The organism is Photobacterium sp. AWH4_225, assembly GCF_056158405.1.
The window spans coordinates 1,489,149-1,515,759 of the sequence record NZ_JBSWTF010000001.1 but is presented as its reverse complement, the minus strand read 5'-3'; the positions used below and the strand labels follow the sequence as shown (position 1 = coordinate 1,515,759).

The window sequence follows — 26,611 nt, the reverse complement described above, 5'->3', positions numbered from 1 at the left end:
TGATATACTCCCCCACCGAATAGTGACACTAATTGTTTATAGAGAAAAACAATGGCAGATTTATCTAAATACAGAAACATTGGTATTTTCGCGCACGTTGATGCGGGTAAAACCACTACTACTGAGCGTATCCTTAAGCTTACTGGTCAGATCCACAAGACTGGTGAAGTACACGACGGCGAATCAACTACTGACTTCATGGAGCAGGAAGCTGAGCGTGGTATTACAATCCAGTCTGCAGCAGTTAGCTGTTTCTGGAACGGCCACCGCCTAAACGTTATCGATACTCCTGGACACGTTGACTTCACAGTTGAAGTATACCGTTCTCTTAAAGTTCTTGACGGTGGTATCGGTGTATTCTGTGGTTCTGGTGGTGTTGAGCCTCAGTCAGAAACTAACTGGCGTTACGCGAACGAATCAGAAGTATCTCGTCTGATCTTCGTTAACAAACTAGACCGTATGGGCGCTGACTTCTTCAACGTTGTTGATCAGGTTAAGAACGTTCTTGGTGCTACTCCGCTAGTAATGGTTCTTCCAATCGGTCGTGAAGACGACTTCGTTGGTGTTGTAGACCTACTAAGCCGTAAAGCTTACGTTTGGGACGAAACTGGTCTTCCAGAAAACTACACAATCCAAGACGTTCCTGCTGACATGGTAGACGACGTTGAAGCTTACCGTGAAGAGCTAATCGAAACTGCTGTTGAGCAGGACGATGACCTAATGGAAGCTTACATGGAAGGTGAAGAGCCTTCTATCGAAGACATCAAGCGTTGTATCCGTAAGGGTACTCGTGACATCGCGTTCTTCCCAACTTTCTGTGGTTCTGCGTTCAAGAACAAGGGTATGCAGCTTATCCTTGACGCTGTTGTAGATTACCTACCATCTCCAACAGAAGTTGATCCTCAGCCGCTAACAGACAAAGAAACTGGTGAGCCAACTGGTGAAGTTGCAACTGTTTCTGCTGATGAGCCACTAAAAGCGCTTGCGTTCAAAATCATGGACGACCGTTTCGGTGCACTTACGTTCATCCGTATCTACTCTGGCCGCATGAAGAAGGGTGACACTATCCTTAACTCTGCGACTGGTAAAACTGAGCGTATCGGCCGTATGGTTGAGATGCAGGCAGATGACCGTAACGAGCTTACTGAAGCACAAGCTGGTGACATCATCGCTGTTGTTGGTATGAAGAACGTTCAAACTGGTCACACTCTATGTGATGTTAAGCACGAGTGTACTCTTGAGCCAATGATCTTCCCAACTCCAGTAATCTCTATCGCAGTAACGCCTAAAGACAAAGGCGGTTCTGAGAAGATGGGTATCGCTATCGGTAAGATGGTTGCAGAAGATCCATCATTCCAGGTTGAAACTGACGAAGAAACTGGCGAAACCATCCTTAAAGGTATGGGTGAACTTCACCTAGACATCAAGGTTGACATCCTTAAGCGTACTTACGGCGTAGACCTAATCGTTGGTCAGCCACAGGTTGCTTACCGTGAAACTATCACTCAAGCAATTGAAGATAGCTACACGCACAAGAAGCAGTCTGGTGGTTCTGGTCAGTTCGGTAAGATCGACTACCGCATCAAGCCAGGTGAAGTTGGTTCTGGCTTCAAGTTCTCTTCAACTGTTGTTGGCGGTAACGTTCCTAAGGAATTCTGGCCTGCAGTAGAGAAAGGCTTCGAAGGCATGATGGACAACGGTGTCCTAGCTGGCTTCCCAGTTCTTGACGTTGAAGTTGAGCTATTCGACGGTGGTTTCCACGCAGTTGACTCATCAGCAGTAGCATTCGAAATCGCAGCGAAAGGTGCATTCCGTCAGTCTATGCCTAAAGCTGGTGCTCAGCTTCTTGAGCCAATCATGCACGTTGACGTGTTCACTCCAGAAGACCACGTTGGTGACGTAATCGGTGACCTTAACCGTCGTCGCGGCATGATCAAAGACCAGCAAGCTGGTACTACTGGTGTTCGTATTAAAGCAGACGTTCCTCTATCAGAAATGTTCGGCTACATCGGTCACCTACGTACTATGACTTCTGGCCGTGGTCAGTTCTCTATGGAGTTCGCACACTACGCACCATGTCCAGCAAACGTTGCTGAGCAGGTAATCGCAGAAGTTAAAGAGCGCGAAGCTAAGAAGTAATTCTTATCTGAGTAAGCTTTAATAGCTGATAAAAACCCGATAGCTTGGCTATCGGGTTTTTTTTGCTTTGTTTTTATGAGCTACAGTTGGCAAGGTATTTCATCAAGCCGTACTGCTTTAGCCAGTCGAGTTGTTCTTCATGCTTCACCAAAAAACGCCCTGAATAGTTTATCCCGTTAGCAAAAACACCTTCGATGTTATTTTTGCTGCGGGGAAACAATAGCATCCAGCGCTCGGTCAGAAGTAGGTTGTAAGGGGCACAACTTCCGTCAGTTGTTTCTGCCAATAACCCCAACCTCGACATCATAGAGAGGTAATTCTCATACAGTTCCTTGGCATCTAACCCTTGCAAGGGAACAAATTGATGCTCAAAGGGTAACTCCCCTGCTGCAATGACCTGCTCTAACGGAATGGGCGAACGAACAAGCTGCATATGACGATGTGTTTGGCTTGCACCAGCGATGGGTCCATTATTGTAAAAACCGAAGACATCGGGATGATCAAACCCTTTTAGCCAGCCCTGGAAATCACTCAAGCTAAGACAGGTTTGCTGTGGGACAAAAGCTTTTGAACAAATAAGAAGATGAGGAGACAAGACCGGAAACTTATTCAACAAGCAGACATGCTCTTTCCCGGCATCGGCAACGTAAAGAGATTGTTCATAAGGCAGGAACGGATTGCCTTGGGTAGACGTCGCACGAAACTTTTTAGTCGCATTGGGCGTAACGACATGGCCTAAAAATGCGATACCCTGCTCTTCTATCACTTGGGCATCGGTGACTATCGGCATTAGACTGCCATCTGCCAACGCCTGTTGAGAAACTTGGGTGGCTCTTTCCCACAACGTTTCAGTTTGACCGGACATATGTCCCTCCTCTCTATCCTTCTTTCACCATTGTATACCCAAGTGCGCCCAAGGTGTTTGTTTCAAAACGCTTTATTCAAACATATAGACAACCCTTGAAGTTACCTAATGCAGTGTACACATTAGTTTACAACGATAGCCTTTTTCGCCATATACAGGATGAAGGCTAGATATAGCTGCAAACCACGAAAGTTTGTATTATCAATGCCATTGGAAAACACTGCTTTATCCTATTCCCAATAGTACTCCATAGAGCAGTTAGAAGTTTTTGTTTGGTCGCTAAAACTTCAACAGGTAGTTTTGTTTGGTCGCATCCTACCTATCCAGCCTGTTTGCCTTTTGCATCATTCAGGTAGAAACAAAAAGGGCGTTTACCCAGTAAACGCCCTTATCCCTATTTGTTTTTCAGATTATTCTTCAGTACGGTAACTGCTGATATTAAATCAACTCTGCAGCCAGCAAGAAGCAACCGAACAGGAAGCTCAAACCCATCGCCAGCTGGCCACCTGATGCTTGATACAGCACACCCGACGCATCGACCTCAAATGTACTGTCATCTTCTTTTCGCAGCTTCATTGTCATCGCCATTGGGATGAATACGGCCAGGAATACCAAGATAATACCGGCGTAGCCCAATACAGAGAGGAACTGATCAGCAGCAAACAATGCACCTGCTAACGGTAGTATGAACGTCAGTACGTAAGTCACTGCTCGGTTCTGACGGAATGTATCCACGTTTTGGTCAAACAGGGCCATTGCCACGCCAAGGAAAGAAGTAAGCAGGGCAAGGCCTGTGAACACTGACAGAATCAGGTTAATCATGCTGTGGCTTGAGCCCAATGCAGCAATGAGTTCAGAAACGTTAGTGAAATCAACCATCTGCTCTGCACTTAGATTACCCATCGCCGCATATAGCCATAGTAGGTAGCTGAACAACGGAACCAACGAGCCGATCACTACCATGTTACGTAGTTGCTTGTGAGTCGCTTCTTTGTTGTATGTTACCAAAGATGGGATAACGACCATGAAGCCAAAGCTGGTGAACAGTACTGAGCTGGTTTTGATAAGGTCAATCTTATTGTCGCTGGTTGCTACCATCAAGTTATCGATTGAAATCGTTGGCACCAAAGACAGAAGCGTCAGTACCAGCATAATTACCATCACGGCAAACAATGCGCGGTTTAACTTATCAATCACTGCAGTACCCGCAGCCACAACGATACCAGCAATTAGAGTAAAGGCAATCTGGCTCTGCATCAGGCTGAGATCAAGGCCGATGCTGGATAACAGCTTCTGAACCAGGTCCCCTGCCCCAATGATGTACGCCATCAATAGGCAAACAAGCAGTGCATACAGCAGGCCATTGGTCACCAGCTGGCCACCTTTACCGAGCGTTTTGCGAGCAATGGTATTCATACCAAGGCCGCCACCCGCCTTAATACTGGCTTCAAGCAATAGAAGTGCAGCGTACGTTGTACCCAGCCAGATCACCAGCATCAACAACGTACCCCAGACCAGCCCGAACTGGGCCAATACCATAGGGATAGCCAACATACCGGCACCCAGTGCCGTACCCGCAATAATAAGAGAACTACCAAGCAGTTTTAGATTCACAATTTTGTCTCGTAATAATGTGTCTCCGCCTCGTAAAGGGCAGAAAACGAAAAGGGGAAATAATCTATTTTTCAAGGTGCTGCAGATGAAAATGCAGCAATAGAGAATTAGTGACTAAATCGGAATGCGGCAAAATAGCCGTAAAACTGGAAGTTTGCGGAAGGTTTAGCAGATTGAGAATGGCAAGCGCAAGGTAAATTAGCGGCCGAGGATAGATGGATCTTCCCCGCAGTTTTATTGTTCATTAATCGTACTCCAACAACGATAAATCCCTATAAGTAAGGTAACCTTCCACTGATTACCCTTGTTTTGTTTGGTCAGTTAGCAACTTATATGGTCATTAGAAGCACTTCAACACTCGCACGTGAAATCTTATTTTCCAAAAATGAAAATTAAGATTTCAAGCAAATAAAAACCCTTTGGCCATTGGCGCAAAGGGTTCGATTTCACTCAGAAAGAGGGAGTAGCTTAGGCTGATACCACTTCACCGGATTTGGCTGCGATTAGCGTCAGCTTGTTAAACGAGGCTGGATAAACACTGATGGTGCTGCCATCGTCAAAAAGTAGGCCGTCATAAAAGTTACCACTCCACTTTACACGGGTGAAACGTGCATAGCGCGCTTTACTGTAGACCTCTTCGAGGGCGTTGATGGCGCCTTGCTTTTTCACTTGTTCCAAAATTGCTGGACTTAGTAACTTTTCTGCCACTGACTTGGCCGATTCGTTCATCCCTTTTTCTCTGTATCACTCAACGATTATTTTGTTTTACCAAAATTATACAGAGTTGCAAGGGGGAATCTCTCACTTGATCGATTCCCCCATTTTCTAGCTCAAAAGTGTCGATTTAATGGACAGTGGTTTCATCTGATATTTCAACCATTTTTCCACCAGATTGAATGAAGCTTGCTATTGCTTGTTGTTGCAAATCCATCGCAGCTTTTACCTCTGGGAGATATGTATTCCACATTGGGTCACCAAATGTTCTTGGACGTAACTCTTCACAGGCTGAATTGGAAGCTGGGGCATAGTCTGTACATATTGCAGGACCTTCATATGGGAACAAATACGTACCATGACCACCATGTTTGGCACGAATGACCCCACGGAGAGCTGTATTAGTTACACTAGCTGTTGTTTCTGAAATAGGTTCCAGCTCCAAATGTTCAATCAATGGTTCAGTTCCAGCCAAAGGCTTGCCTGGCACATAGTTGACAACCACATTATCTGGTAAGTAATCTGACCCATCAGTTTTGCAATCATCCGCAATATTAGGATCACAAGTGCCCGCCGCTTCAACTAGTAACAGCGGTTGATTTTTATTATCTCGTTGACGCGAAATAAAGTTTGCTGGATCTCCGCTGTCTACTGCGGCTTGAACTGCTGGATACATTTCGGCTGTAACCATATCGAAGACCATGTCTTCTAGGCTTGCTACTTGTTCAGCATTCTCTTCTTTATACACTTCTAAGGCATCTAAACCTTCTACTTTGGACATCGTATCGGCATCATACACACCCACCATTCCTGCTATGGCTAGCTGTATGTCGCTTGAACTTCTAATCTCGGTTTCCACCTCTCCACCGAGTAATGGTGAGTTCATCACTAAATCAGTTAAGTGCATTCCAGGAACAGCAAGGCTAACCGTTTTAAAGCTAAGCTCTGGATAGTCCTGAGACATATCGCTTACCATTGTAGAAATTATACCGCCCAGGGAATGACCGATTAAGCTTACATCCGTGCTGTCAACAAAAGGTGTATTATTTAATGCTTTGCGCAACGTCAACTGATCAATCACCGCCTGACGCTGGTTATCTCGTAGGGTCAATGCACTTAGCAAGTTTAAATATACTGACTTTTCTTGATTAACTTCACCAGAAGAAGCGGTTATGTCTATCGTACCATCTTGATCTAGATCGATACCACGCTCACCATGCAAAGGATGATCAATTGCAATCACTAAGCGATTTTGCTCTAAAATCCGGCCTGTCATGGTTTGAGCACTTTCTTTGTTTGCAGTAATTCCATGGACAAAAATTGCGGCAGGCAATTGCGGAGCATTAGGATTTAATAAATCAGCCCCTTTTGGTGCATAAATTACGACAGGAATTTTTAAATCTGGGATTGTTGGCTCTGGCACAGCATTGCCATTTTCGCCACCATGTACAAATTCACCATTTGTCCCCTTCCACCAACTGTACAATGATGGGCAAGATACAATCTTATCAGCTGCCACCGCTTTGTATTCAAAACTACCTTCTTCATAAAGTTGCGGCACTTTACAATCGATTTTATCAATAGGTAGTTCCAAGTAATATGGAATTGTTAATTCTGCCGAATACATTTCGGGACTATCTTTCCAAGGTTTTAGTCGTTTGACATTTTCCAGCGTCGGCTCTAGTGGCATATTCTCAATAGCCGCATCCATAACCGGATAGATACTCTGAGTAGTAAAGCGCGCACTATAAACAATACTGTCTTGAACACCTGCGGCTGCCAAATCATTGTGGTTGCTTTGGATCTGGCTTACAAAGGCATCGCCTTTTGCATGGCCAAGATTATCACCCTCAACTAGGCTTTGATAATAGTTTGAGCGTCTTAGTGTATTGCCCGATACATCGGTAATACCCTCCGAAAGTGCAAGAACAAAAGTGGTCGATTCAGGTAGTACAACTTTTGGCAGAACCTGAATATCACCCGACTCCGTTACCTCAACCACATAGTCTTCGTTTGGTTTAAGCAGCTCACCGGTTTCAACGTTCAGGATATACGTTTTCTCCGTCAGCGTATTGGTATCAAGCGCATCTTCTGGACCAGAAATTGGCAATACTATTGGGTAGCCAGTAGACCACCCATCTAATGCACCATAGACGTTCTCGTAGTTTCGGTAATCCACTTCACCGCCATTCGCTTCTTGTTCAAGCTCCAGGGTACCATCACTATCGGTAAGTAGAATGTCGTTGGGATAGATCACCTGATCCAGATTGAATGGAACATACTGCCGTGGATCTTCAGAGGTATCTATCTCATTACAGGCCGTGAGCGAAGCCGCAATGACAAGTGCCAGACATAGAGGTTGTGTATTTTTTATCATTGTCATTTCCATCGGTTTATTAAACTGCTTTCAGACGCTCGGCTATCCTAAATGAAAAGCAGTAAAACCCCGACGGCCACACTCTATTAACCTACTGATTTAATAAATTATTTATATTTTTAGGTTTTTTATCGCGCTATCTATTTGAAAAAAACGAGCGGTATACATCAAGCATGATTGCTTTGACTGCTCATTGCTGGGGGCGTCATCCCTTGACCTTGCATTTAAAATACAGATGACAAGGGATGACTGACGACTCACCTTAGGTGAGAGACTTCTCTCTTATTGGGAACCTAAAGGTTTTTGAGCTTCGGTGTGATAGTACTTTGCATCGAAATCTATCACTTTGCCTTGTGAGTCAATAAAAGCAGCAACTGTATTTTGCAGTTGCTCTTTCGAGGCTTTGACCCGATCTTGCTCTTCTTCGCTGAACTCCGGATCACCAATTGCAGAAGGGAGCAATTTACCGTCTTCCGTTTCTTTGGCTGGCCCTTCATATGGAAATAGATAGCTGCCGTGTCCACCATGCTTCACTCTGATGGCACCTTTCACTACCATATCCTGGCTACCATCAATATCACCGAATAACGTATCTAGCTGCAAATGGCTAATTAATGGTTCAGTACCGGCTAATGGCAATCCCGACACTTGGTTTGGAATAACAGCATCTGGCAAGTAATCATCGCCGGTTTTACAATCCCCCTCAATTTCTGGATCACATGTACCGCTTATTTCAATGAGCAACGTTGCCTGTTCGGTATTTCCGGACTGCATGCTCGTATAGTTAGCGGGATCGCCGGCATCCACAGCAGCTTGTACGGCTGGGAACATTTCTTTGCTGACACTCTCATAGAGCTTATTTTCAAGTTCTTCTACTTGTTCACTGTGCTCTTTTTCATATTCAGCCAGCGCTTCCAGTCCTTCCACTTTGGTATCAACATCTGCATCGTACACACCGACTATCCCTGCGATGGCAAGCTGGATGTCTGTTGAATTCTTAATTTCTGTGCTGACTTCATCGCCTAAGGTTGCAGAATTCATGACAAGGTCAGTCAAGTGCATACCGGGTGCGACTAAGCTCACGGTAGTAAACGCTAACTCTTCATCTTGCTGGGATAGTTCGCTCACCATTGTAGAAACAATAGCCCCCAGAGAATGTCCAACCAAGCTAACGTCCGTACTATCAATAAATCGCGTGCTGTTGAGCGCTTTACGTAACGTAAGCTGATCGAGAACCGCTTGCCGCTGGTTATCACGGAGTGTCAGTGGGCTTAGCAGGTTAAGGTAGGTCGATTTGTCTTCATTAGGCTCGATGGCTGAAGCGGTAATATCAATACTTCCGTTGTCATCTAAGTCTACCCCTCTTTCACCGTGCAGAGGATGATCAATCGCTACAACCAGACGCCCGTTAGCCCCCGTGTTCACAACGCTTTTAACCATGGTAGAAGCTAGCTCTTTCCAACCGGTAATCCCGTGGACATACATAACAGCTGGAAGCGCACTCTGGTAAGATTCCGGCGTCCAGCCAACAGGGGCATAGATCATGACAGGGATCTCTTGCTCAGTTCGTGCCATTGGTTCTGGGTTAGTCCCATGAACAAAGTTACCACTACCATCCTTCCACCAACTGTATAATGACTCACAATACTTGACCGGCTCTGCCTCTATTGCTTTGTATTGTTGTGATTTAGGATTGTGAAGACTCGGAACATCACAATTCGCAGCATTTGGCTTTTCCAGATAATATGGGATTTTGATTGTCGCTTTATAGGTCGAATAACCCATAAAATCCGACTCGCTGACAAAGGTAATATTCGTCAAAGCCTGCTCGGGAATATTCTTCTTTGCAGCTTCCATAACCGGATACACACTTTGGGTTGTAAACTGTGCACTGTAGACAATATTGTCTAAGACACCGGCTGCAGCTAATTCACTATGATTATTTTGGATCTGGCTAACAGCATCATTCCCTCTCGCATGATCTAAATTATCCCCGTCAAGCAGGCTCTGATAAAAGTTTGATCGTCTCAAAGCATTGCCGGATACATCAGTGATCCCATCAGACAAAGCAATAATGAAGGTTGTCGACTCTGGAAGAGTACTTGTTGGCATAACTTGAATATCTCCCGACTCTGTAACCTCCACGACATAATCTTCGTTAGGCCTCAGCAACTCACCTGTCTCAACATTCAAGATGTAAGTTTTCTCTGTCAGTGAAGACTTATCAAGTTCATCCTCAGGTCCAGAAAGGGGCAACACAATAGGATAACCAGTAGACCATCCATCTAGCGCTCCATAGACGTTCTCATAGTTACGGTAATCAACTGCTCCACCACTTGCTTCTTGATCAAGTTCCAAAGTGCCATCACTATCGGTCAACAGTAAGTCATTGGGATAAATCACCGTATCGAGACTGTATGCAACATACTGATGCGGATCTTCTGAGGTATCTATTTCATTACACGCCGTAAGCGTTACTGCAATGGCAAAAGCCAGGTAGAGAGGTTGGGTTCTTATTGTCATTGTCATTTCCATTGGTTTATTAAATAGCTTTCATACGCCCGACTATCGTAAATGAAAAGCACTCAACACCCGACGATAACAATCTCTTAACCAATTGATTTAATATATAATTTATATTTTTAGGTATTTTAGTCACAATGAAACACTGCGCCCCCCGCTGTGCGTCACCCAAATTTTATCGTTACTGAAACTGTCACATTAGCTTCATAATATGTAAGAAAAGAACACAACTAAAAGGCTATCTCTTTCATAATTATTGTATTAATTCTCCATATTTATTCTTGTAATACAATATTATGTATTTTAAGTTATTGATTTTTAATGACCTACCCCTTTAGGGTTATTCAAAACTGTAATTGATTTACGTCATATTTATTCACACATTGTCTCATTAAGATCCCATTCAGAATTTATGACTTTGTAGTAGAGGATCTTATGAGCAGAGTGAGATTGGCCATCATCGGCAATGGAATGGTGGGCCATCGCTTTATCGAGGAATTAGTCGATAAAGCCAATATGGACAATTATGAGGTAACCGTCTTCTGTGAAGAGCCTCGTGTCGCCTATGACAGGGTTCACCTGTCATCGTATTTCTCCCACCATACCGCCGAAGAACTTTCACTCGTTAAAGAAGGCTTCTACCAGAAACACTCAATCAACATCTTGCTCGGCGAACGTGCGATTAACATCAATCGCGAAAACCGTATCATCTACTCCAGCACAGGTCGTGAAGTACAGTACGACAAGCTGATCCTCGCTACTGGCTCCTTCCCATTTGTACCGCCAATCAAAGGTAACGAAAGCAAAGATTGTTTTGTCTACCGCACAATCGAAGATCTCAAAGCTATCGAAGCCAATGCGAAGAAAAGCAAAGTCGGTGTTGTTGTCGGTGGCGGCCTACTGGGTCTTGAAGCCGCTGGTGCACTGAAAGCGCTCGGTGTTGAAACTCACGTTGTTGAGTTCGCACCAAAGCTGATGGCTGAGCAGCTAGATCTTGCAGGCGGTAACCAATTGCGCCAGAAAATTGAGCGTATGGGTGTCAATGTTCACACCAGCAAGAACACGTTGGAAATCGCACCAGAAGGTAGCAATGCTCGTAACGTTATGCGTTTTGCTGATGGTACCGAGCTTGAAACAGACTTTATTGTGTTCTCTGCAGGTATCCGCCCACAGGACAAACTGGCTCGCCAAATGGAGCTAGATGTGGCTCCTCGCGGTGGTGTGGCTATCAATGATTTCTGCCAAACGTCAGATGAGAACATCTACGCCATTGGTGAATGCGCCTCTTGGAACGAAATGTTCTACGGCTTGGTTGCTCCTGGCTACAAAATGGCGCAGGTTGCAGTGAGCCACCTGATTGGTGAAAACAACCGATTTGAAGGCGCTGACATGAGTGCCAAGCTGAAACTGCTTGGTGTGAAAGTTGGCTCTATCGGTGATGCCAATGGCCGTACGCCTGGCTGCAAGAGCTTTGTCTACCAGAACGAAGAGCAGGAAGTGTACAAGCGCCTGATCGTTTCTGAAGATAATAAAAAACTACTGGGTGCTGTACTGGTTGGTGACACCTCTGACTACGGTGATCTGCTACAACTCATGCTCAATGAAATGGAGCTGCCTGAGCACCCGGATGCCTTGATCCTTCCAGCCCATGCGGGTGCCGAGAAGCCATCGCTTGGCGCGGATGCTCTTCCAGACAGCGCTGTGATCTGTTCTTGTTTTGATGTCACCAAGGCAAAAATTGCCCAGGCCGTGTCTGATGGCAACCACACCTTGGCAGACGTTAAAGCTGTAACGGGCGCAGGTACTGGCTGTGGTGGTTGTATTCCACTGGTGACTTCAGTACTTAACGCTGAGCTGGCAAAATCCGGTATCGAAGTGAAGAACGACGTGTGTGAGCACTTCGCCTATTCACGTCAGGAGCTATTCCATCTGATCCGTATCGAAGAAATCAAAACCTTCGATGAACTGCTAGAAAAGTACGGCAAAGGCTACGGCTGTGAAGTGTGTAAGCCGCTAGCGGGTTCGATCCTTGCTTCATGCTGGGGTGAGCACATCCTGAAGCCTCAGTTGGTTAAACTTCACGACACCAACGATAACTTCCTGGGCAACATCCAAAAAGACGGTACCTATTCAGTCATCCCACGTATGGCCGGTGGTGAAGTAACACCACAAGCACTTGGCGCTCTTGCTGCTGTGGCTGAAGAATACAGCCTGTACACCAAAGTCACTGGTGCACAACGTATCGGTCTGTTCGGCGCGCAAAAAGACGATCTTCCTGAGATCTGGCGCAAGCTGATTGATGCTGGTTTCGAAACCGGCCAGGCGTACGCCAAAGCATTACGTATGGCGAAGACCTGTGTGGGCTGTACCTGGTGTCGCTACGGCGTTCAGGACTCTGTTGGCCTAGGTTCACTGATCGAAAACCGCTACAAGGGTATCCGTACACCGCACAAGATGAAGTTCGGTGTTTCAGGTTGTACCCGTGAGTGTGCTGAAGCGCAGGGTAAAGACCTTGGCATCATTGCAACAGACGCGGGCTGGAACATGTATGTATGTGGTAACGGTGGTATGAAACCTCGCCATGCAGACTTGCTTGCCAGCGACCTAGACCAAGAGACCCTTATCAAGTACATCGACCGCTTCATGATGTTCTACATCCGCACCGCTGCCCCGCTTCAGCGTACTTCGGTATGGATGGAAAACATGGAAGGCGGTGTCGACTACCTACGTGAAGTGATTGTTGAAGACAAACTGGGCATCAACGCCCAACTTGAAGCTGACGTAGCCAAGCTGGTTGATGAGTACGAATGTGAGTGGACCGCGACCATCAATGACGAGTCACAACTTACCCGCTTCGCCCACTTCATCAACTCTGACTTGCGTGATGACAATGTGGTCTTCGTTTCCGAGCGTGACCAGCACCGCCCGGCAACATTCACTGAAAAACACCCAGGTGCGGTTGGCGATATCCTGCACGTTGAATTGGAGAACTCATAATGGCTTTTGAACAAATCTGCGATATTCAAGATATCACTCCGGGTACTGGTGTTTGTGCGCTGTTCAACGGCCAGCAGGTAGCTATCTTTCGCCCTAACGAAGCAGAAGAAGTATTCGCCATCAGCAACATGGACCCATTTGCCCGCTCCAATGTGCTGTCACGCGGCTTAATTTGCCAACACCAAGACGAACTTTGGGTTGCAAGCCCACTGAAAAAACAACGCTTCAACCTGTCTACTGGTGTGTGCATGGAAGATGAGCGCTTTAACATCAAAGCCTTCAACGCCCGTGTAACCAACGGCAAAGTCGAAATTGCTGCGTAACAACCTAACTGGTTAATTAGCAAAGATTTAATAGCGAAAAGGCTCTTTGCCCATCACTTGAGTGAGAGCCTTTGACTATTCAATTTTAATTTAACTTTTTGGAGTGACATGATGTCCTATTCAAAACCGATGGAATTCGTTCAGACAATGATTGATACGGGCGAGGCCAAAATTCGCACATCGACACGTGATTTGATTTTGCGTGGCACGATGGCGGGTATTATCCTCTCGCTCGCCGTTGTTGTGGCGATCACCACCATCACACAAACAGGCATTGGCATTATTGGTGCCCTCGTTTTCCCTGTCGGCTTCTGTATCTTGAGCCTAATGGGTTATGACTTGGTAACCGGTGTATTTGGCTTGGCGCCGCTGGCTAAATTCGAAAACCGTCCGGGCATCACTTGGGGCAGTGTTCTTCGCTGCTGGGGCCTGGTTGGCCTTGGCAACTTGATAGGCTCTCTAATCGTTGCCTTCCTTATTGCCCTTTCTTTCACCATGAACTTCAGTGTTGAGCCGGGCGCTGTTGGCCAAACCTTTATTAAGGCTGCAACAGCACGTACTGTTGGCTTTGAAGAGTTAGGTGCCAATGGTTGGATCACCTGTTTTGTCCGCGGTATCTTGTGTAACCTAATGGTTTGCTTGGGTGTTATCGGCAACATGACCGCTCGTAGCGTGGCAGGTAAAATTGCAGCAATGTGGCTACCAATCTTTATCTTCTTCGCGCTAGTATTCGAACATGCCGTGGTGAACATGTTCCTGTTCCCATTGGGTATGATGCTAGGCGCAGATTTTGGTATTTCTACCTGGCTGAGCTTTAACCTGGTACCAACCATTCTTGGTAACCTTGTTGGTGGCTTGCTATTTACGTGTGTTCCACTGTACCTGACTCACGCGAAAACAGCCCCTGCGCACAACGTAGAGAATGACTCAGTTGTAGATGCAGCGCCAGCATTCGGCACTAAGTAATCATTATGCTTTGGTCCCGGGTAAAGCCCCGGGGCCAACACTTACCAATAAACCTATTGTATTGTTTTGGCTATAAAAAGTAATAACTCCTTAGGGTGAAATGCTGAGTCCTCCCCCTACCAACTAGAGTGTTACTTTTTATATCCAAATTTTTAGAAAGGCGTTGCTATGAGCACCAACATTACTTCATCAAACAGCGGCTTTGTTTCACTGGTCGGCGCAGGGCCTGGCGATCCAGACTTGCTGACCGTTAAAGGGCTTAGGGTTATTCAAGCCGCAGACGTTGTTGTCTATGACCGTTTGGTATCAAAAGATATTCTGGCGCTAGCAGACTCTTCAGCCGAGATGATCTACGTCGGTAAAAAGCTCGACTTCCATTGTGTCCCACAAGATCAAATCAACCAGATTTTGGTACAAAAAGCCCAAGAAGGTAAGCGTGTTGTGCGTTTGAAAGGCGGCGATTCTTTCATTTTTGGCCGAGGTGGTGAAGAGCTTGAGGAGCTTGCCAAATTCGGCATTAAATATGAAGTCGTACCGGGTATTACGGCTGCAGCTGGCGCAACCGCTTATGCAGGGATCCCCCTCACCCACCGTGACCATGCCCAAAGTGTCCAGTTCATCACAGGCCATGTACAAAAAGATGGCCGTGAAATTGAGTGGGAATCATTGGCACAATCCAATAATACCCTGGTGTTTTATATGGGCCTAAAACAAAGTGGCCATATCTGCGATAAGCTGATCACCCATGGGCTTGCAGCAGAAACCCCGTGCGCGATTATCGAGAACGGCACCCGCCCAGAGCAACGTGTACTAAACGGCACGCTAGCGACATTACCTGAATTAGCCAAGGGAGCAGTCAGCCCTGCGCTCATCGTGGTTGGTAGTGTTGCCTCGCTGAGTGAGAAGCTGCACTGGTTTAACTCGTAACATATTCAATCAGTAACATGGCATGACCCAGTAATGACAAAGGGCACTAAACAGTGCCCTTTTCTTTTCGTCGTTTTGTTTTCTGTATTTGCTTATTAGTGCTTAGGCTTCAGCGCCTGACCAATGCTGTCCCAGCGGCCATCCCCACCAGCATAGTCACAATAAACACCAACATTGATGGGTTCAGCCCCAAGGTCGATGTCACGGCAGGGCCCGGACAAATGCCAGCAATCCCCCACCCTAGGCCAAACAATGCCGCGCCAGTGACCAGCTTTTTGTCGATCACTGTGCTGTTCGACATCTCGAACTTTTCTGAGCAAACGGGTACCGAGCGCTTCTTGATCACTAGCAAGTAAACAGGCAGAAATACTGCTAGCGCCCCACCCATAACAAACATCAGGCTTGGATCCCAAGCCCCAGCGATATCTAGAAAACCGAGAACACGATGGGGATCAACCATGCCTGACACCATCATCCCCAAGCCAAAAAGTAGCCCCGCCAATAACGCAACGAGTTGTGTAAAAGCTTTCATCTTTGAGCTCCCATTAAAGTACATGCAAACGAACAAAGACGGTCGCAATCGCAACAGCCATAAATATACATGTTGCGACAATTGATCGCTTGGACAAGCGGCCCATCCCACAAATACCGTGACCGCTGGTACATCCGTTACCTATCTTAGTACCAACCCCAACCAGCAAGCCTGCAAGCCCAACCCAGAAGAAAGAAGAAACCGGTAAGGTTTCTGGCAGCGTAAATCCAACAACTGGGGCTAACAGGCCACTTGCCATCATGCCAATGACAAACAGCAGTCGCCATGAAACTTCACCTTGTTTCGATGCCAACAAACCAGACACAATCCCGCTGATACCGGCAATTCGGCCATTGAGCAATAACAAACCTGATGCTGATATGCCCAGCAACATCCCTCCAGCCAGTGCATCCCATGGGATCTCAAATGCCATCATTTTCTCCAAACTCACTCAGTAATTCTATTAATTAGAGAATACTAAAGTATAGACATCAGTCAACACTAAATTAGTATTAAATAAATTAGTAATTTCTAAATTAATGTTTTATATTGGCTGCCATCATGAATCGAGATACTGTAGTTCCCTATCATTAGGGCAGACGGAGAATGCAATGACCAAGATTTTGATTGTGGGCGGTGTTGCCGGTGGCGCATCAGCTGCTGCACGTGCACGCCGATTAAGTGAAGATGCTGAGATCATCATGTTTGAACGCGGGGAGTTCGTCTCTTTTGCCAACTGTGGTCTTCCCTATCATATCGGGGGCGATATCACAGACCGCAGCAAACTGTTGCTCCAAACTCCAGAGAGTTTCCTTGCCCGCTTCAATGTCGATGTCAGAGTAATGAATGAGGTCATTGCTATTGACCGCGAAGCTAAACAGGTTACGGTTAAAAATGTACTTGATGGCACTGAGTACACAGAAAGCTACGACTTCCTGCTGCTTAGTCCTGGCGCTGCGCCGGTCATACCTCCTATTGCTGGTATCGATAACCCGCTGACTCATTCGCTACGCAATATCCCTGATATGGACAAGATCATTGCCACACTTGAAGGCAACAAGCCAAAGCACGCTACCGTGGTTGGCGGTGGCTTTATCGGTCTTGAGATGATGGAAGCTTTCCACCAGCTTGGCATCAAAACGACCTTAGTCGAGGTGGCCGATCAAGTGATGACGCCCGTTGACCGTGAAATGGCTGGCTTTGTTCACCAAGAAATCCGAGATAAAGGCATTGATCTTCGCTTAGGCGTTGCATTGGAATCGGTTAACTACAGCGAAGAGCAGCAAAGCCTTACCCTGACACTTAACAATGGCGACACCATCGAAACGGGTATTTTGATCATGGCGATCGGTGTTCGCCCGGAAACCCAGCTCGCCAAAGATGCCGGGCTGCAAATTGGTGAGCTTGGCGGCATCTGGGTTACCCCGCAGATGCAGACCAGCGATCCAAGTATTTTTGCCGTCGGTGATGCCATAGAAGATCAGGACTTCGTTACCGGTAAACAAACTTTGGTTCCACTTGCAGGGCCTGCCAATCGTCAAGGGCGTATGGCGGCCGACAATATGCTGGGCCGAAATGAAAGCTACCAAGGCACACAAGGTACGGCGATTTGTAAGGTATTCGACCTAGCCGTGGCTTCTACCGGTAAGAATGAGAAGCAACTTAAAACTGACGGCGCTAGCTACGAAAAAGTCTATGTTCACACCGCCAGCCATGCCAGCTACTACCCAGGCGCTGAAACGGTCTCTTTGAAACTGTTGTTCGAGCCAAGCACGGGCAAAATCTTAGGCGCACAAGCGGTTGGCAAAGATGGCGTCGATAAACGTATTGATGTACTTGCTGTTGCCCAGCGTGCCGGCATGACCGTCGAGCAATTGCAGCACCTTGAACTGACCTACGCACCACCTTACGGCAGTGCCAAGGATGTGATTAACCAAGCCGCCTTTGTTGCCAACAACATCATCAAGGGTGATGCAACGCCTATTCATTTTGATGAAATTGACAACCTTGCGGACGACCAGTTGCTGCTGGATGTGCGTAACCCTGGCGAACTCAAAAACGCAGGATACTTGGAAGGGGCAGTTAATATCCCTGTTGACCAGTTACGCCAGCGTATGGGTGAGCTACCAAAAGACAAAGAAATTGTCATCTACTGTGCTGTCGGATTGCGTGGCAACGTTGCTTATCGCCAGTTGGTGAACAATGGCTTCAAGGCACGTAACCTGATTGGTGGTTATCGTACTTACTCGTTTGCACAAAAGTAACTCATAGCCGTAAATAACTCTTACCCATAAAGATTAAAGCCTGAGAAGATTATCTCAGGCTTTGTTTTTTTCACCGCTTCTAATGCTTCTCGATAACAGCATTAGTAATAACTACTTCCTTTACCATTATTATTGCGCTTGTAATAGCCTTTACCATTATTGCTCTTATCTTTGTCTTCATAAGAGTCATGGCCGTCATCTGAATCATCATAGTCACTGTCATGATTGCTATCGTCATGTTTACCGTAGTAGCTGTCACTATGGTATTCCTCGTAGTAACTATCACGGTAATAGCGGTAACGGTACCAGTCATACCAAGTCTTTAACTTAGGCACGTACTCTTCTAGGTGAATGATAAATAGGCAATCAAAAAACATGGGGGAGTCAACTTCCCCTGGGACAAAATTGGTCAAATCGACCATACCAGACAATCGAACGGTCCCTTTATGCCACTGGTACGCACCATAACCTTTAACAATTGCATTTTGGTCACTGGAAGCACCGGTAATATGGGTGATTGTCTGGCCGTCAGCGGTTACAATAGGCTTCAACACAGGTTGAACTGTTGTGTGTCCTCTGGTAATTAACAGTCCATCGGGTAAGTGGAAGAAAGTTGTACCTATTAACGATACACCGCCCCCACCCTCAGGGTCAGCAGTAAATTCAGACAAACAATCCGTTGCCCAACCTATGTGCTCACCATCATGAATATTCTTCAATTCGACATCGAAGCACTGTGCATCCAAAGGCGGCCCATATTTCTCCAACGGAGGTACAGTATCCGGGTACATCAGTCCGGTACCGACAAGATTCAGCGCTAAGCGTTTCTTATCGCCATCATCATCGTCTTTATAGCCATCTGAGTCATCACCACTCGAATAACCATCCCCTCCAGAGTGACCATCACCAGAGTAATCTTTGCCGCCGCTGGACTGATAAGTAGAAGAATATGAGTGGCTATAACTGCCAGAGTATGAGTCATCATCTCCTTTACTTGAATAAGACGAAGAGTCATCACTGTCATCATCGTACTTTGAATCTGAATATGATGAGTAATACTTATCATCGTCATCATCATAATCGTCGTCATATTTTCCTGAGGCTAAGCTCCCCGCAGAGAACCCAACACAAACCGCCAAAATTGAGAGCGCGATTTTGTTCATTTTCATCATGCAACTCCACGTAATTCTGTGGTACTTCTTGATTAATTAGCCATCTGAACAATCTATATGATTACGTCTAGACAACAGGCAACACTTAGACCAAATCACTAGACACTGGCTTTTAGTGTAGATGAATCAGAAGAATATCTTGAGAGGTGGCGATATGGCCAGATAACCATTTATCCCTTAGAAATAAGAGAATTAACCGAAAATAAGATGTGTTTTAGCCGTGAGAAATCTTTATCAATTCTCAAAAATAATACAGACATTAACAAGGTGGCAGCCTTAGAGCTTTTGACCGCCACCATATAGCTTACATAGATAGGTTAATAGAAGTAGGATCCTTCGGATTTGGGCCATACTCATTGGCTGCGGGCTGGCTGTCCTGTACAAAGAAATACAGCAACACCAACACCCCAACCAACGGGATCAAGCCGATCAGCATCCACCAACCCGTTTTACCGATGTCATGCAGGCGACGCACCCCAACAGCAATGCTTGGAATAAGGATTGCTAACGAATACACAGTACCAATAGCTCCAGCGCCTTCACCAGCCCCGGGGTTCCCCAATGCCGAATCCAACATCGACAAAGCAATACTGATAATGATGTTGAATAAAAAGAAATACCAGTACTCTTGCCTTTGTGCCCTTCCCTTGAAGACAGCGTAGTTTTTCAATACATGGATATACCAGTTCATAAAAGACCCTAGTTCAAATAGTTACAACAGATGTCAGTATAGTATTGTGTTCGATTCCATGATTCTGCTAACCAACGCAAACTTATTGTGGCTGCCTGTGTATGGTTTTGTATGCCCTAATTACTTGGATATATTACTTGGTCCGAAATAGCCCATCTGACTTGGGAATGACCCACATCTGATCAATACTAGTTGAAACCCATTACGACAAGGTGCCCATCATGAAATCAGTTCTTCTACCTCTGGGCCTTTTATTTGTTAGCCATGCTGCGTACAGTGAAAACCACACGATACATGAACCGCTTTTCTCCCCAGACAAAGGAGTGATATGCGATAGACAGGCAGGCTTTTGTGTCGACAGCTATGGTATTTCGATGGGGTTTACCAAAGAATTCTTGGGCCAAGAAGCCCAAGATAAAATGATGGAGCTGATCAACAGGGTGGGAAGCAAAAACTTCGATACTACCCGCTACTCATTCAGCAACAAGGTATATTGCGACTCAGAACAACGCGCATGCTTTCTTGACCGCTTCTCCGACGAAAAACTGGAAGACTATACCAGCATCTTGTTTGACTGAATCACATACAGCCCCCCGCTATCAAAAAAAATGTTGAATCGCCAGATAGCGGGTGCGGATGTGTTCTATAAGCAACTTTATCTTTTGTGATGGTTGCCTGGTGTATGGATACACCGCATAGATCCCTAACCGTTTGCCAACCTGCTCAGGAAACAAATCAACCAACTTCCCTTCCATAATATCGTGGTATACCAAGCAACGCGGTACATAGGCGATGCCGTAGCCGCCCAGTGCCGCTTTTCTCAATGCCGCTGCATTATCAGTAGAGAAATTACCGCTAACTCGAAGAATGTAATTGCCCTGCTCGCCGATAAACTGCCACTCTGAAGCTCCAGTGGTTTGATAGGCATATTGCAGGCAGTTATGATCGACCAAATCTTGCGGCCTTTCCGGCCGACCATTTCGGCTAATGTACTTGGGCGCAGCACATATCACCCACTGCGAGTCAAGAATATGCCTAGCGATCAAGCTAGAGTCTTCCAGGTAACCGGTTCGGATCACCAAGTCATAGCCATCTTCAATCAAGTCTACAAAGCGGTTATCCAATGACATATCGACTGTAAAGCCCGGATGCTCGGTGCAGAATTCAGCCACTGCGTCCGCTAACAGAAGATCACCTGAGATGGTAGGTACAGACATCTTGACATGGCCGCTGACTTTTTCACCAAATCCACTGACGGCATCGACTGCTTCCATCGCGGCCTGCTTCACATTTTTGGATCCCAAATATAACACTTTCCCTGCCTCACTAACCGTGAGTTTACGGGTGGTTCGATACAGGAGCTGTACCCCCAAATCATCCTCCAGACGGGCGATTCTTTTACTAACCACTGAGTTTGTAAGGGAATTCAACTCCGCCACTTTACTAAACGAACCATGTTCCACTACCTGAGCAAACAAGATCAAGTCATCTGCCTTCGCCATTATTAGTCCATTTTTGGAAGAAATATTTTTCATTATTTCCCTATACCAAATAAAAATAAAGCGATATCGTCACACTCGATTAACAAAACCAAATACAAAAACAACAAATATGTTCATTGATGCATAGGTTATGCATTACAAAACAGCACTCCGAAGGACTGATAATCATGAACGACACCCTACTTGCACTCGTTGCATTTTCACCAATAGTGGTTGCCGCTATCCTACTGGTCGGGTTGAACTGGCCAGCCAAGAAAGCGATGCCCGTGGCATTCTTGCTGACTGTGGCCATCGCCCTGTTCTGCTGGGATATGTCAGCTACCCGCGTCTTAGCCTCCTCTCTGCAGGGGCTGACCATTACCGTAGCAGTACTGTGGATCGTGTTTGGGGCGATATTCCTCCTCAATACGCTCAAGCACACCGGAGCCATTACCACCATCCGTAATGGGTTTACCGATATATCCAGCGATCGCCGGATACAGGCCATCATCATTGCCTGGTGTTTTGGTTCCTTTATTGAAGGTGCCTCTGGGTTCGGTACCCCAGCAGCAATTGCAGCCCCTCTTTTGGTTGCTATCGGTTTCCCTGCACTTGCCGCTGTATTGATGGGTATGATGATTCAATCCACACCAGTCTCCTTTGGTGCGGTTGGTACACCTATCATTGTGGGGGTCAACAAAGGACTGGATACCCACAACATTGGTGAAACACTGATCAGCCAAGGCTCGAACTGGGATATTTACCTGCAGCAAATCACTACAAATGTGGCATTAATCCATGCCACTATCGGTACCTTGATGCCGGTTCTGATGGCGATGATGCTGACCCGCTTCTTCGGCAAAAACAAGAGCTGGACCGAGGGCTTGGATATCTTGCCGTTTGCCCTGTTCGCCGGTGTTGCCTTCACGGTGCCTTACGCCCTGACTGGCATGCTGCTTGGCCCTGAATTCCCTTCTTTGATTGGTGGCTTGCTGGGTCTGGCTATTGTGGTAACAGCCGCCAAGAAAGGCTTCCTTGTACCGAAAAAGCAATGGGATTTTGAAAGTGAAGATAAGTGGCCTGCAGAATGGTTGGGATCACTGAAAATCGACCTTAAAGCGACTGACAAGCCAATGAACCTTGCACTGGCTTGGGCACCTTATGTCCTACTGGCTGTGGTCCTGGTTGCTAGCCGTGTCAGCGCTGACTTCAAAGCCTTGCTGGTCAGTGTCAGCCTATCATTTTCAAATATTCTGGGTGAGACAGGTATTAGCGCCTCGATCCAACCTCTGTACCTGCCAGGCGGGATCTTGGTATTTGTCGCGATTTTAGCCGTGCTGCTTCAATCACGTAAGCTGAGCCCTTTGACAGAAGCGTTCAAGGAATCCAGTAAGACATTAATTGGTGCCGGTTTCGTATTGGTGTTCACTATCCCGATGGTGCGTATCTTTATCAACTCCGGTGTCAATGCTGCTGACCTTGCAAGTATGCCTGTCACAACGGCTAATTTTGTCTCAGAGCTTGTCGGTGGCTTCTTCCCGGCATTGAGCGCAACCATTGGTGCACTGGGTGCTTTCATTGCAGGCTCGAATACTGTTTCCAACATGATGTTCAGCCAATTCCAGTTTGAAGTTGCCCAGACTCTGACTGTATCCAGTGCTGCTATTGTTGCCCTACAAGCGGTTGGCGCAGCGGCCGGTAATATGATTGCCATCCACAACGTCGTTGCCGCCTCTGCCACGGTAGGCCTGCTTGGCCGCGAGGGTGCCACTTTACGTAAAACAGTGATTCCTACGTTCTACTACCTAGTGATGAGCGGCATTATCGGTCTCTTCATCATCTATGGTCTACACATCACAGATGTATTGATGGGATAGCGCTCAATCAATCGAGCAATCTCAGTACATAAGGCCAGCAACTAGCTGGCCTTATCTCCCAAAATATTCAACAAAGCAGCTTTAACCAAAGAACTGATTTTGTAGTCCTGACTCTCAATCCTAACCAAACATTCCAACAATAATGATTGAGATCAGTAAGATGGAAACAGCATTCAACTATTCAGTAATACCGACTGATGCAGGATGAGCAATGGAAAATAAATACCAACAGCTAGAAGCCCTACTCGCGACCCAGATTGATAAAGCTAGGATCATCACCGAAGAAGCCAAGCGGCTTGCATATGGGACTGATGCCAGTTTCTACCGCCTTATCCCTCAGATAGTTTTGCGTCTTAATAATCTGGATGAGATCATTTTCACCATTCAATCCTGCCGCCAACTGGACATCCCTTTTACTTTTCGGGCCGCAGGTACCAGTTTGTCAGGGCAGGCCGTGTCAGATTCAGTTCTTATTACCCTGACCGATAAATGGCGCGGCCATAGTATTCTGGATCAAGGTGAAAAAATCCGCCTTCAGCCAGGTGTTATCGGTGCCGATGCCAACCGTTACCTCGCACCTTTTCAACGTAAAATCGGCCCAGATCCGGCTTCTATCAATACCTGCAAAATTGGTGGTATCGCTGCTAATAACGCCAGCGGCATGTGCTGCGGCACCGCCCAGAACTCATACAAAACCGTTGACAGCATGACCATTGTCTTCACCGACGGTACTGTGCTCGATACCGCCAGCGAAGCAAGCATAGAGGCATTCAAAAACCAGCGCCCTGATTTAATTGATGGCCTTGCAAAATTGGTCGAAGAAACTCAGCAGAACACTGAGCTGTCAGATAAAATTCGTCACAAATACCGACTGAAAAACACCACCGGTTATGCGCTCAATGCGCTGGTTGATTACCATGACCCTATCGAGGTGATAGAACACCTGATGATAGGCTCTGAGGGCACTCTAGGCTTTATCGCTGACATCACGTATAACACAGTGATCGAGCACCCGCACAAAGCCTCGGCCCTGCTTGTTTTCAAAGACATCGAAGCGGCAAGTAAAGCCGTGTCCGTTCTGGCAAAAACCAACGTTTCTGCCGTCGAGATGATGGATGGCCGCGCGTTGCGCTCTGTGGCGGATAAACCGGGCATGCCTGAGTATATCCAAGCGCTGGATCTTGAATCCGCTGCGTTATTGGTTGAGACTCGCGCCAGTTGCAGCCACCAGCTTGAACAGCAGTGTCTGGACGTTATGGCAGCTTTGACCGAATTTTCCATTACCCACTCAACGCCATTCACCACAGATGCCAATACCGTCGCCAGCTTGTGGGCGATACGTAAAGGGATGTTCCCGGCCGTTGGCGCTGTGCGTGAAACGGGAACAACGGTGATCATTGAAGATGTGGCTTTCCCAGTCGAGCACCTTGCCATGGGGGTTCGTGAGCTTCAGCAGTTGTTTGACAAGTACGACTACAGCGAGGCAATCATTTTCGGCCATGCCCTTGAAGGCAACTTGCATTTTGTCTTTACCCAAGGCTTTGAAGAAGAGGCAGAAGTGAACCGCTATGGCAGCTTTATGGATGATGTTGCCGAGCTAGTAGCGGTCAAATATCAAGGCTCGCTAAAAGCCGAACACGGCACTGGCCGTAATATGGCTCCCTATGTCGAACTTGAATGGGGTAATGATGGCTATCGCCTGATGAAACAGATCAAAACCCTGTTTGATCCCGAGAGTTTGCTCAACCCTGGGGTAATCATCAATGACGACGAACGTGCCCATATTTCCAACCTCAAACCAATGCCTGCAGCGGATGAAATCGTTGATCGCTGTATTGAGTGTGGATTTTGTGAGCCTGTTTGCCCGTCAAGAACACTGACTCTATCACCACGCCAACGTATCGTGCTATATCGCGAGCTGCAACACCGTGAGAGAGAATACCTTGCAGGCAATAGCCGGCGCCCACCAGTCGATGAGCTCAAAGACGTTTTCGAGTATCAAGGCGTCGATACCTGTGCAGCAACCGGACTGTGTGCCGATCGCTGCCCTGTTGGCATCAATACCGGCGATCTGGTTAAGAAGCTCCGTATTGAAAAGTACCAGCGTTTTACCCCTATTGCGCGATGGACTGCAGATCATTTTGGAGCCACCACAACTATGGTTAAAGTTGGCCTCAAGAGCAATCAAGTTGCCCGTAAACTGGTTGGCGATAAAGCTGTCGGTGCATTAACCAATGGCCTGCGTAAAGTAACAGGGGGCGCAACCCCTATTTGGATGCCGGAATATCCCCAATCTAACCCGCATAAACTCAGCCAGTTACACGCCAATTCGATACATTCGGCACACGCTGAGAGCGCAAGCAAGAAAGTGGTATACATGCCATCCTGTGCCAGCCGAACCATGGGCCAGCAGGATTCTGCCAAAGATAACCGTCCACTGACGGAAGTCACGCTTTCACTGCTGAAGAAAGCTGGCTTTGAGGTGATCACCCCAGAAAAATTCAGTAGTCAATGCTGTGGTATGCCCTATGACAGTAAGGGAATGAACGATATCGCCAAGCAGAAAGCCCAAGAGTTGGAGTCGTTGCTTTGGGAGGCAAGTAACGAAGGCACTTATCCGGTTTTGATGGACACCAGCCCGTGTGCCAAACGCAGTATCGAAAACTTTACCCAGCCTTTGGAAATACTCGAGCCTGTTGGTTTTGTGTCACGGTATTTGTTGCCTCACCTTTCTCTCTCTCCAATCAAAGAGACAGTAATGCTCCACGTTACCTGCAGCTCTCGTCGAATGGGCTTGGAAGCAGATATGCTTTCACTGGCCCAAGCATGTGCCGAAGGGGTCGTCCTTCCTGAGCATATCCAATGCTGCGGCTGGGCGGGTGACAAAGGCTTTACCACACCTGAGTTAAACGAAGCTGCTGTCGCACCGCTGAAAGAGCAAGTCCCGACAGGCTGTACCCGCGGATTCAGTAACAGTCGAACCTGCGAGATCGGCTTATCTCACCACAGTGGCATTCCTTACCAGTCGATTCTCTACCTTGTCGATGAGGCTGCGGTTTAACTACGACAATTCCCTAGATAAATGAAAAGCCCAAACTGTTATCAGCAGTTTGGGCTAAATTCTATCCACCAACATTTCATTCAAGACA

The 26,611-nt window shown here is 46.7% G+C and carries 19 protein-coding genes; 9 read left to right on the top strand and 10 right to left on the bottom strand.

Annotated elements, in window-relative coordinates; all coding sequences use genetic code 11:
* Positions 1-51: 51 nt before the first annotated feature.
* The gene (gene fusA, locus ACXAD4_RS07325) at positions 52-2,139 is read left to right on the top strand and encodes an elongation factor G (protein ID WP_107297717.1); all 2,088 of its coding nucleotides are present in this window, start codon (positions 52-54) and stop codon (positions 2,137-2,139) included.
* A gap of 73 nt (positions 2,140-2,212) precedes the next feature.
* Here the strand turns inward: fusA and ACXAD4_RS07320 are convergent, their stop codons facing one another.
* The 5 genes from ACXAD4_RS07320 to ACXAD4_RS07300 all read right to left on the bottom strand — a co-directional run bounded on the left by ACXAD4_RS07320 (position 2,213) and on the right by ACXAD4_RS07300 (position 10,232).
* Positions 2,213-3,004, bottom strand: coding sequence for a DUF4922 domain-containing protein (locus ACXAD4_RS07320; protein WP_475240135.1), 792 nt, complete (start codon positions 3,002-3,004; stop codon positions 2,213-2,215).
* A gap of 438 nt (positions 3,005-3,442) precedes the next feature.
* Positions 3,443-4,618, bottom strand: coding sequence for an amino acid permease (locus tag ACXAD4_RS07315; protein WP_475240132.1), 1,176 nt, complete (start codon positions 4,616-4,618; stop codon positions 3,443-3,445).
* Positions 4,619-5,086: 468 nt separating this feature from the next.
* Entirely contained in the window at positions 5,087-5,347 is a 261-nt protein-coding gene (locus ACXAD4_RS07310) for a hypothetical protein (protein ID WP_475240130.1), read from the bottom strand.
* A 115-nt stretch (positions 5,348-5,462) separates the two neighbouring features.
* On the bottom strand, positions 5,463-7,709 hold the full coding sequence (locus ACXAD4_RS07305) for a hypothetical protein (RefSeq protein ID WP_475240127.1): 2,247 nt from the start codon (positions 7,707-7,709) through the stop codon (positions 5,463-5,465).
* A gap of 282 nt (positions 7,710-7,991) precedes the next feature.
* The gene (locus ACXAD4_RS07300) at positions 7,992-10,232 is read right to left on the bottom strand and encodes a hypothetical protein (protein ID WP_475240125.1); all 2,241 of its coding nucleotides are present in this window, start codon (positions 10,230-10,232) and stop codon (positions 7,992-7,994) included.
* 435 nt (positions 10,233-10,667) lie between these two features.
* On the opposite strand from ACXAD4_RS07300, the gene nirB reads away from it, so the two are divergent.
* From nirB to cobA, 4 genes are all read left to right on the top strand, one after another.
* Positions 10,668-13,229: a nitrite reductase large subunit NirB gene (gene nirB, locus ACXAD4_RS07295; protein WP_475240122.1), complete on the top strand. Its 2,562-nt coding sequence runs from the start codon at positions 10,668-10,670 to the stop codon at positions 13,227-13,229.
* Positions 13,229-13,552, top strand: a complete 324-nt coding sequence (nirD, locus tag ACXAD4_RS07290; RefSeq protein ID WP_475240119.1) for a nitrite reductase small subunit NirD — start codon at positions 13,229-13,231, stop codon at positions 13,550-13,552. The genes nirB and nirD overlap by 1 nt, the downstream gene beginning before the upstream one ends.
* A 111-nt stretch (positions 13,553-13,663) precedes the next feature.
* The gene (locus tag ACXAD4_RS07285) at positions 13,664-14,518 is read left to right on the top strand and encodes a formate/nitrite transporter family protein (protein ID WP_475242727.1); all 855 of its coding nucleotides are present in this window, start codon (positions 13,664-13,666) and stop codon (positions 14,516-14,518) included.
* A 168-nt stretch (positions 14,519-14,686) separates the two neighbouring features.
* Positions 14,687-15,445, top strand: a complete 759-nt coding sequence (cobA, locus tag ACXAD4_RS07280; protein ID WP_475240117.1) for a uroporphyrinogen-III C-methyltransferase — start codon at positions 14,687-14,689, stop codon at positions 15,443-15,445.
* Positions 15,446-15,554: 109 nt separating this feature from the next.
* Here the strand turns inward: cobA and ACXAD4_RS07275 are convergent, their stop codons facing one another.
* Positions 15,555-15,977, bottom strand: a complete 423-nt coding sequence (locus ACXAD4_RS07275) for a DUF6691 family protein (RefSeq protein WP_475240114.1) — start codon at positions 15,975-15,977, stop codon at positions 15,555-15,557.
* Positions 15,978-15,990: 13 nt separating this feature from the next.
* Positions 15,991-16,410, bottom strand: a complete 420-nt coding sequence (locus tag ACXAD4_RS07270; protein WP_475240111.1) for a YeeE/YedE family protein — start codon at positions 16,408-16,410, stop codon at positions 15,991-15,993.
* A 178-nt stretch (positions 16,411-16,588) separates the two neighbouring features.
* On the opposite strand from ACXAD4_RS07270, the gene ACXAD4_RS07265 reads away from it, so the two are divergent.
* Positions 16,589-18,241, top strand: coding sequence for an FAD-dependent oxidoreductase (locus ACXAD4_RS07265; RefSeq protein WP_475240108.1), 1,653 nt, complete (start codon positions 16,589-16,591; stop codon positions 18,239-18,241).
* Between the two features lie 101 nt (positions 18,242-18,342).
* On the opposite strand, the gene ACXAD4_RS07260 is transcribed toward ACXAD4_RS07265, so the two are convergent.
* Complete coding sequence (locus tag ACXAD4_RS07260; protein ID WP_475240106.1) at positions 18,343-19,410, bottom strand: hypothetical protein; 1,068 nt, start codon at positions 19,408-19,410, stop codon at positions 18,343-18,345.
* A 307-nt stretch (positions 19,411-19,717) separates the two neighbouring features.
* Positions 19,718-20,104 (bottom strand): DUF805 domain-containing protein, encoded by a 387-nt coding sequence (locus ACXAD4_RS07255; protein ID WP_475240104.1) that lies wholly within the window; start codon positions 20,102-20,104, stop codon positions 19,718-19,720.
* 221 nt (positions 20,105-20,325) lie between these two features.
* Between ACXAD4_RS07255 and ACXAD4_RS07250 the strand changes: the two genes are divergently transcribed.
* Positions 20,326-20,682: a YcgJ family protein gene (locus ACXAD4_RS07250; RefSeq protein WP_475240102.1), complete on the top strand. Its 357-nt coding sequence runs from the start codon at positions 20,326-20,328 to the stop codon at positions 20,680-20,682.
* 21 nt (positions 20,683-20,703) lie between these two features.
* Here the strand turns inward: ACXAD4_RS07250 and ACXAD4_RS07245 are convergent, their stop codons facing one another.
* Positions 20,704-21,606: a LysR family transcriptional regulator gene (locus ACXAD4_RS07245; protein ID WP_475240099.1), complete on the bottom strand. Its 903-nt coding sequence runs from the start codon at positions 21,604-21,606 to the stop codon at positions 20,704-20,706.
* Positions 21,607-21,773: 167 nt separating this feature from the next.
* Here ACXAD4_RS07245 and ACXAD4_RS07240 point away from each other — a divergent pair, with 167 nt between their 5' ends.
* Positions 21,774-23,462, top strand: coding sequence for an L-lactate permease (locus tag ACXAD4_RS07240; protein WP_475240097.1), 1,689 nt, complete (start codon positions 21,774-21,776; stop codon positions 23,460-23,462).
* Positions 23,463-23,673: 211 nt separating this feature from the next.
* Positions 23,674-26,523: an FAD-binding and (Fe-S)-binding domain-containing protein gene (locus ACXAD4_RS07235; protein WP_475240095.1), complete on the top strand. Its 2,850-nt coding sequence runs from the start codon at positions 23,674-23,676 to the stop codon at positions 26,521-26,523.
* Positions 26,524-26,611 lie beyond the last annotated feature (88 nt).

Bases quoted from the DNA above. Each gene is read 5' to 3' on its own strand.
- fusA (WP_107297717.1), top strand. From the start codon at position 52: ATGGCAGATTTATCTAAATACAGAAACATTGGTATTTTCGCGCACGTT.
- ACXAD4_RS07320 (WP_475240135.1), bottom strand. From the start codon at position 3,004: ATGTCCGGTCAAACTGAAACGTTGTGGGAAAGAGCCACCCAAGTTTCT.
- ACXAD4_RS07310 (WP_475240130.1), bottom strand. From the start codon at position 5,347: ATGAACGAATCGGCCAAGTCAGTGGCAGAAAAGTTACTAAGTCCAGCA.
- ACXAD4_RS07305 (WP_475240127.1), bottom strand. From the start codon at position 7,709: ATGATAAAAAATACACAACCTCTATGTCTGGCACTTGTCATTGCGGCT.
- ACXAD4_RS07300 (WP_475240125.1), bottom strand. From the start codon at position 10,232: ATGACAATAAGAACCCAACCTCTCTACCTGGCTTTTGCCATTGCAGTA.
- nirB (WP_475240122.1), top strand. From the start codon at position 10,668: ATGAGCAGAGTGAGATTGGCCATCATCGGCAATGGAATGGTGGGCCAT.
- nirD (WP_475240119.1), top strand. From the start codon at position 13,229: ATGGCTTTTGAACAAATCTGCGATATTCAAGATATCACTCCGGGTACT.
- ACXAD4_RS07285 (WP_475242727.1), top strand. From the start codon at position 13,664: ATGTCCTATTCAAAACCGATGGAATTCGTTCAGACAATGATTGATACG.
- cobA (WP_475240117.1), top strand. From the start codon at position 14,687: ATGAGCACCAACATTACTTCATCAAACAGCGGCTTTGTTTCACTGGTC.
- ACXAD4_RS07275 (WP_475240114.1), bottom strand. From the start codon at position 15,977: ATGAAAGCTTTTACACAACTCGTTGCGTTATTGGCGGGGCTACTTTTT.
- ACXAD4_RS07270 (WP_475240111.1), bottom strand. From the start codon at position 16,410: ATGGCATTTGAGATCCCATGGGATGCACTGGCTGGAGGGATGTTGCTG.
- ACXAD4_RS07265 (WP_475240108.1), top strand. From the start codon at position 16,589: ATGACCAAGATTTTGATTGTGGGCGGTGTTGCCGGTGGCGCATCAGCT.
- ACXAD4_RS07260 (WP_475240106.1), bottom strand. From the start codon at position 19,410: ATGAAAATGAACAAAATCGCGCTCTCAATTTTGGCGGTTTGTGTTGGG.
- ACXAD4_RS07255 (WP_475240104.1), bottom strand. From the start codon at position 20,104: ATGAACTGGTATATCCATGTATTGAAAAACTACGCTGTCTTCAAGGGA.
- ACXAD4_RS07250 (WP_475240102.1), top strand. From the start codon at position 20,326: ATGAAATCAGTTCTTCTACCTCTGGGCCTTTTATTTGTTAGCCATGCT.
- ACXAD4_RS07245 (WP_475240099.1), bottom strand. From the start codon at position 21,606: ATGGCGAAGGCAGATGACTTGATCTTGTTTGCTCAGGTAGTGGAACAT.
- ACXAD4_RS07240 (WP_475240097.1), top strand. From the start codon at position 21,774: ATGAACGACACCCTACTTGCACTCGTTGCATTTTCACCAATAGTGGTT.
- ACXAD4_RS07235 (WP_475240095.1), top strand. From the start codon at position 23,674: ATGGAAAATAAATACCAACAGCTAGAAGCCCTACTCGCGACCCAGATT.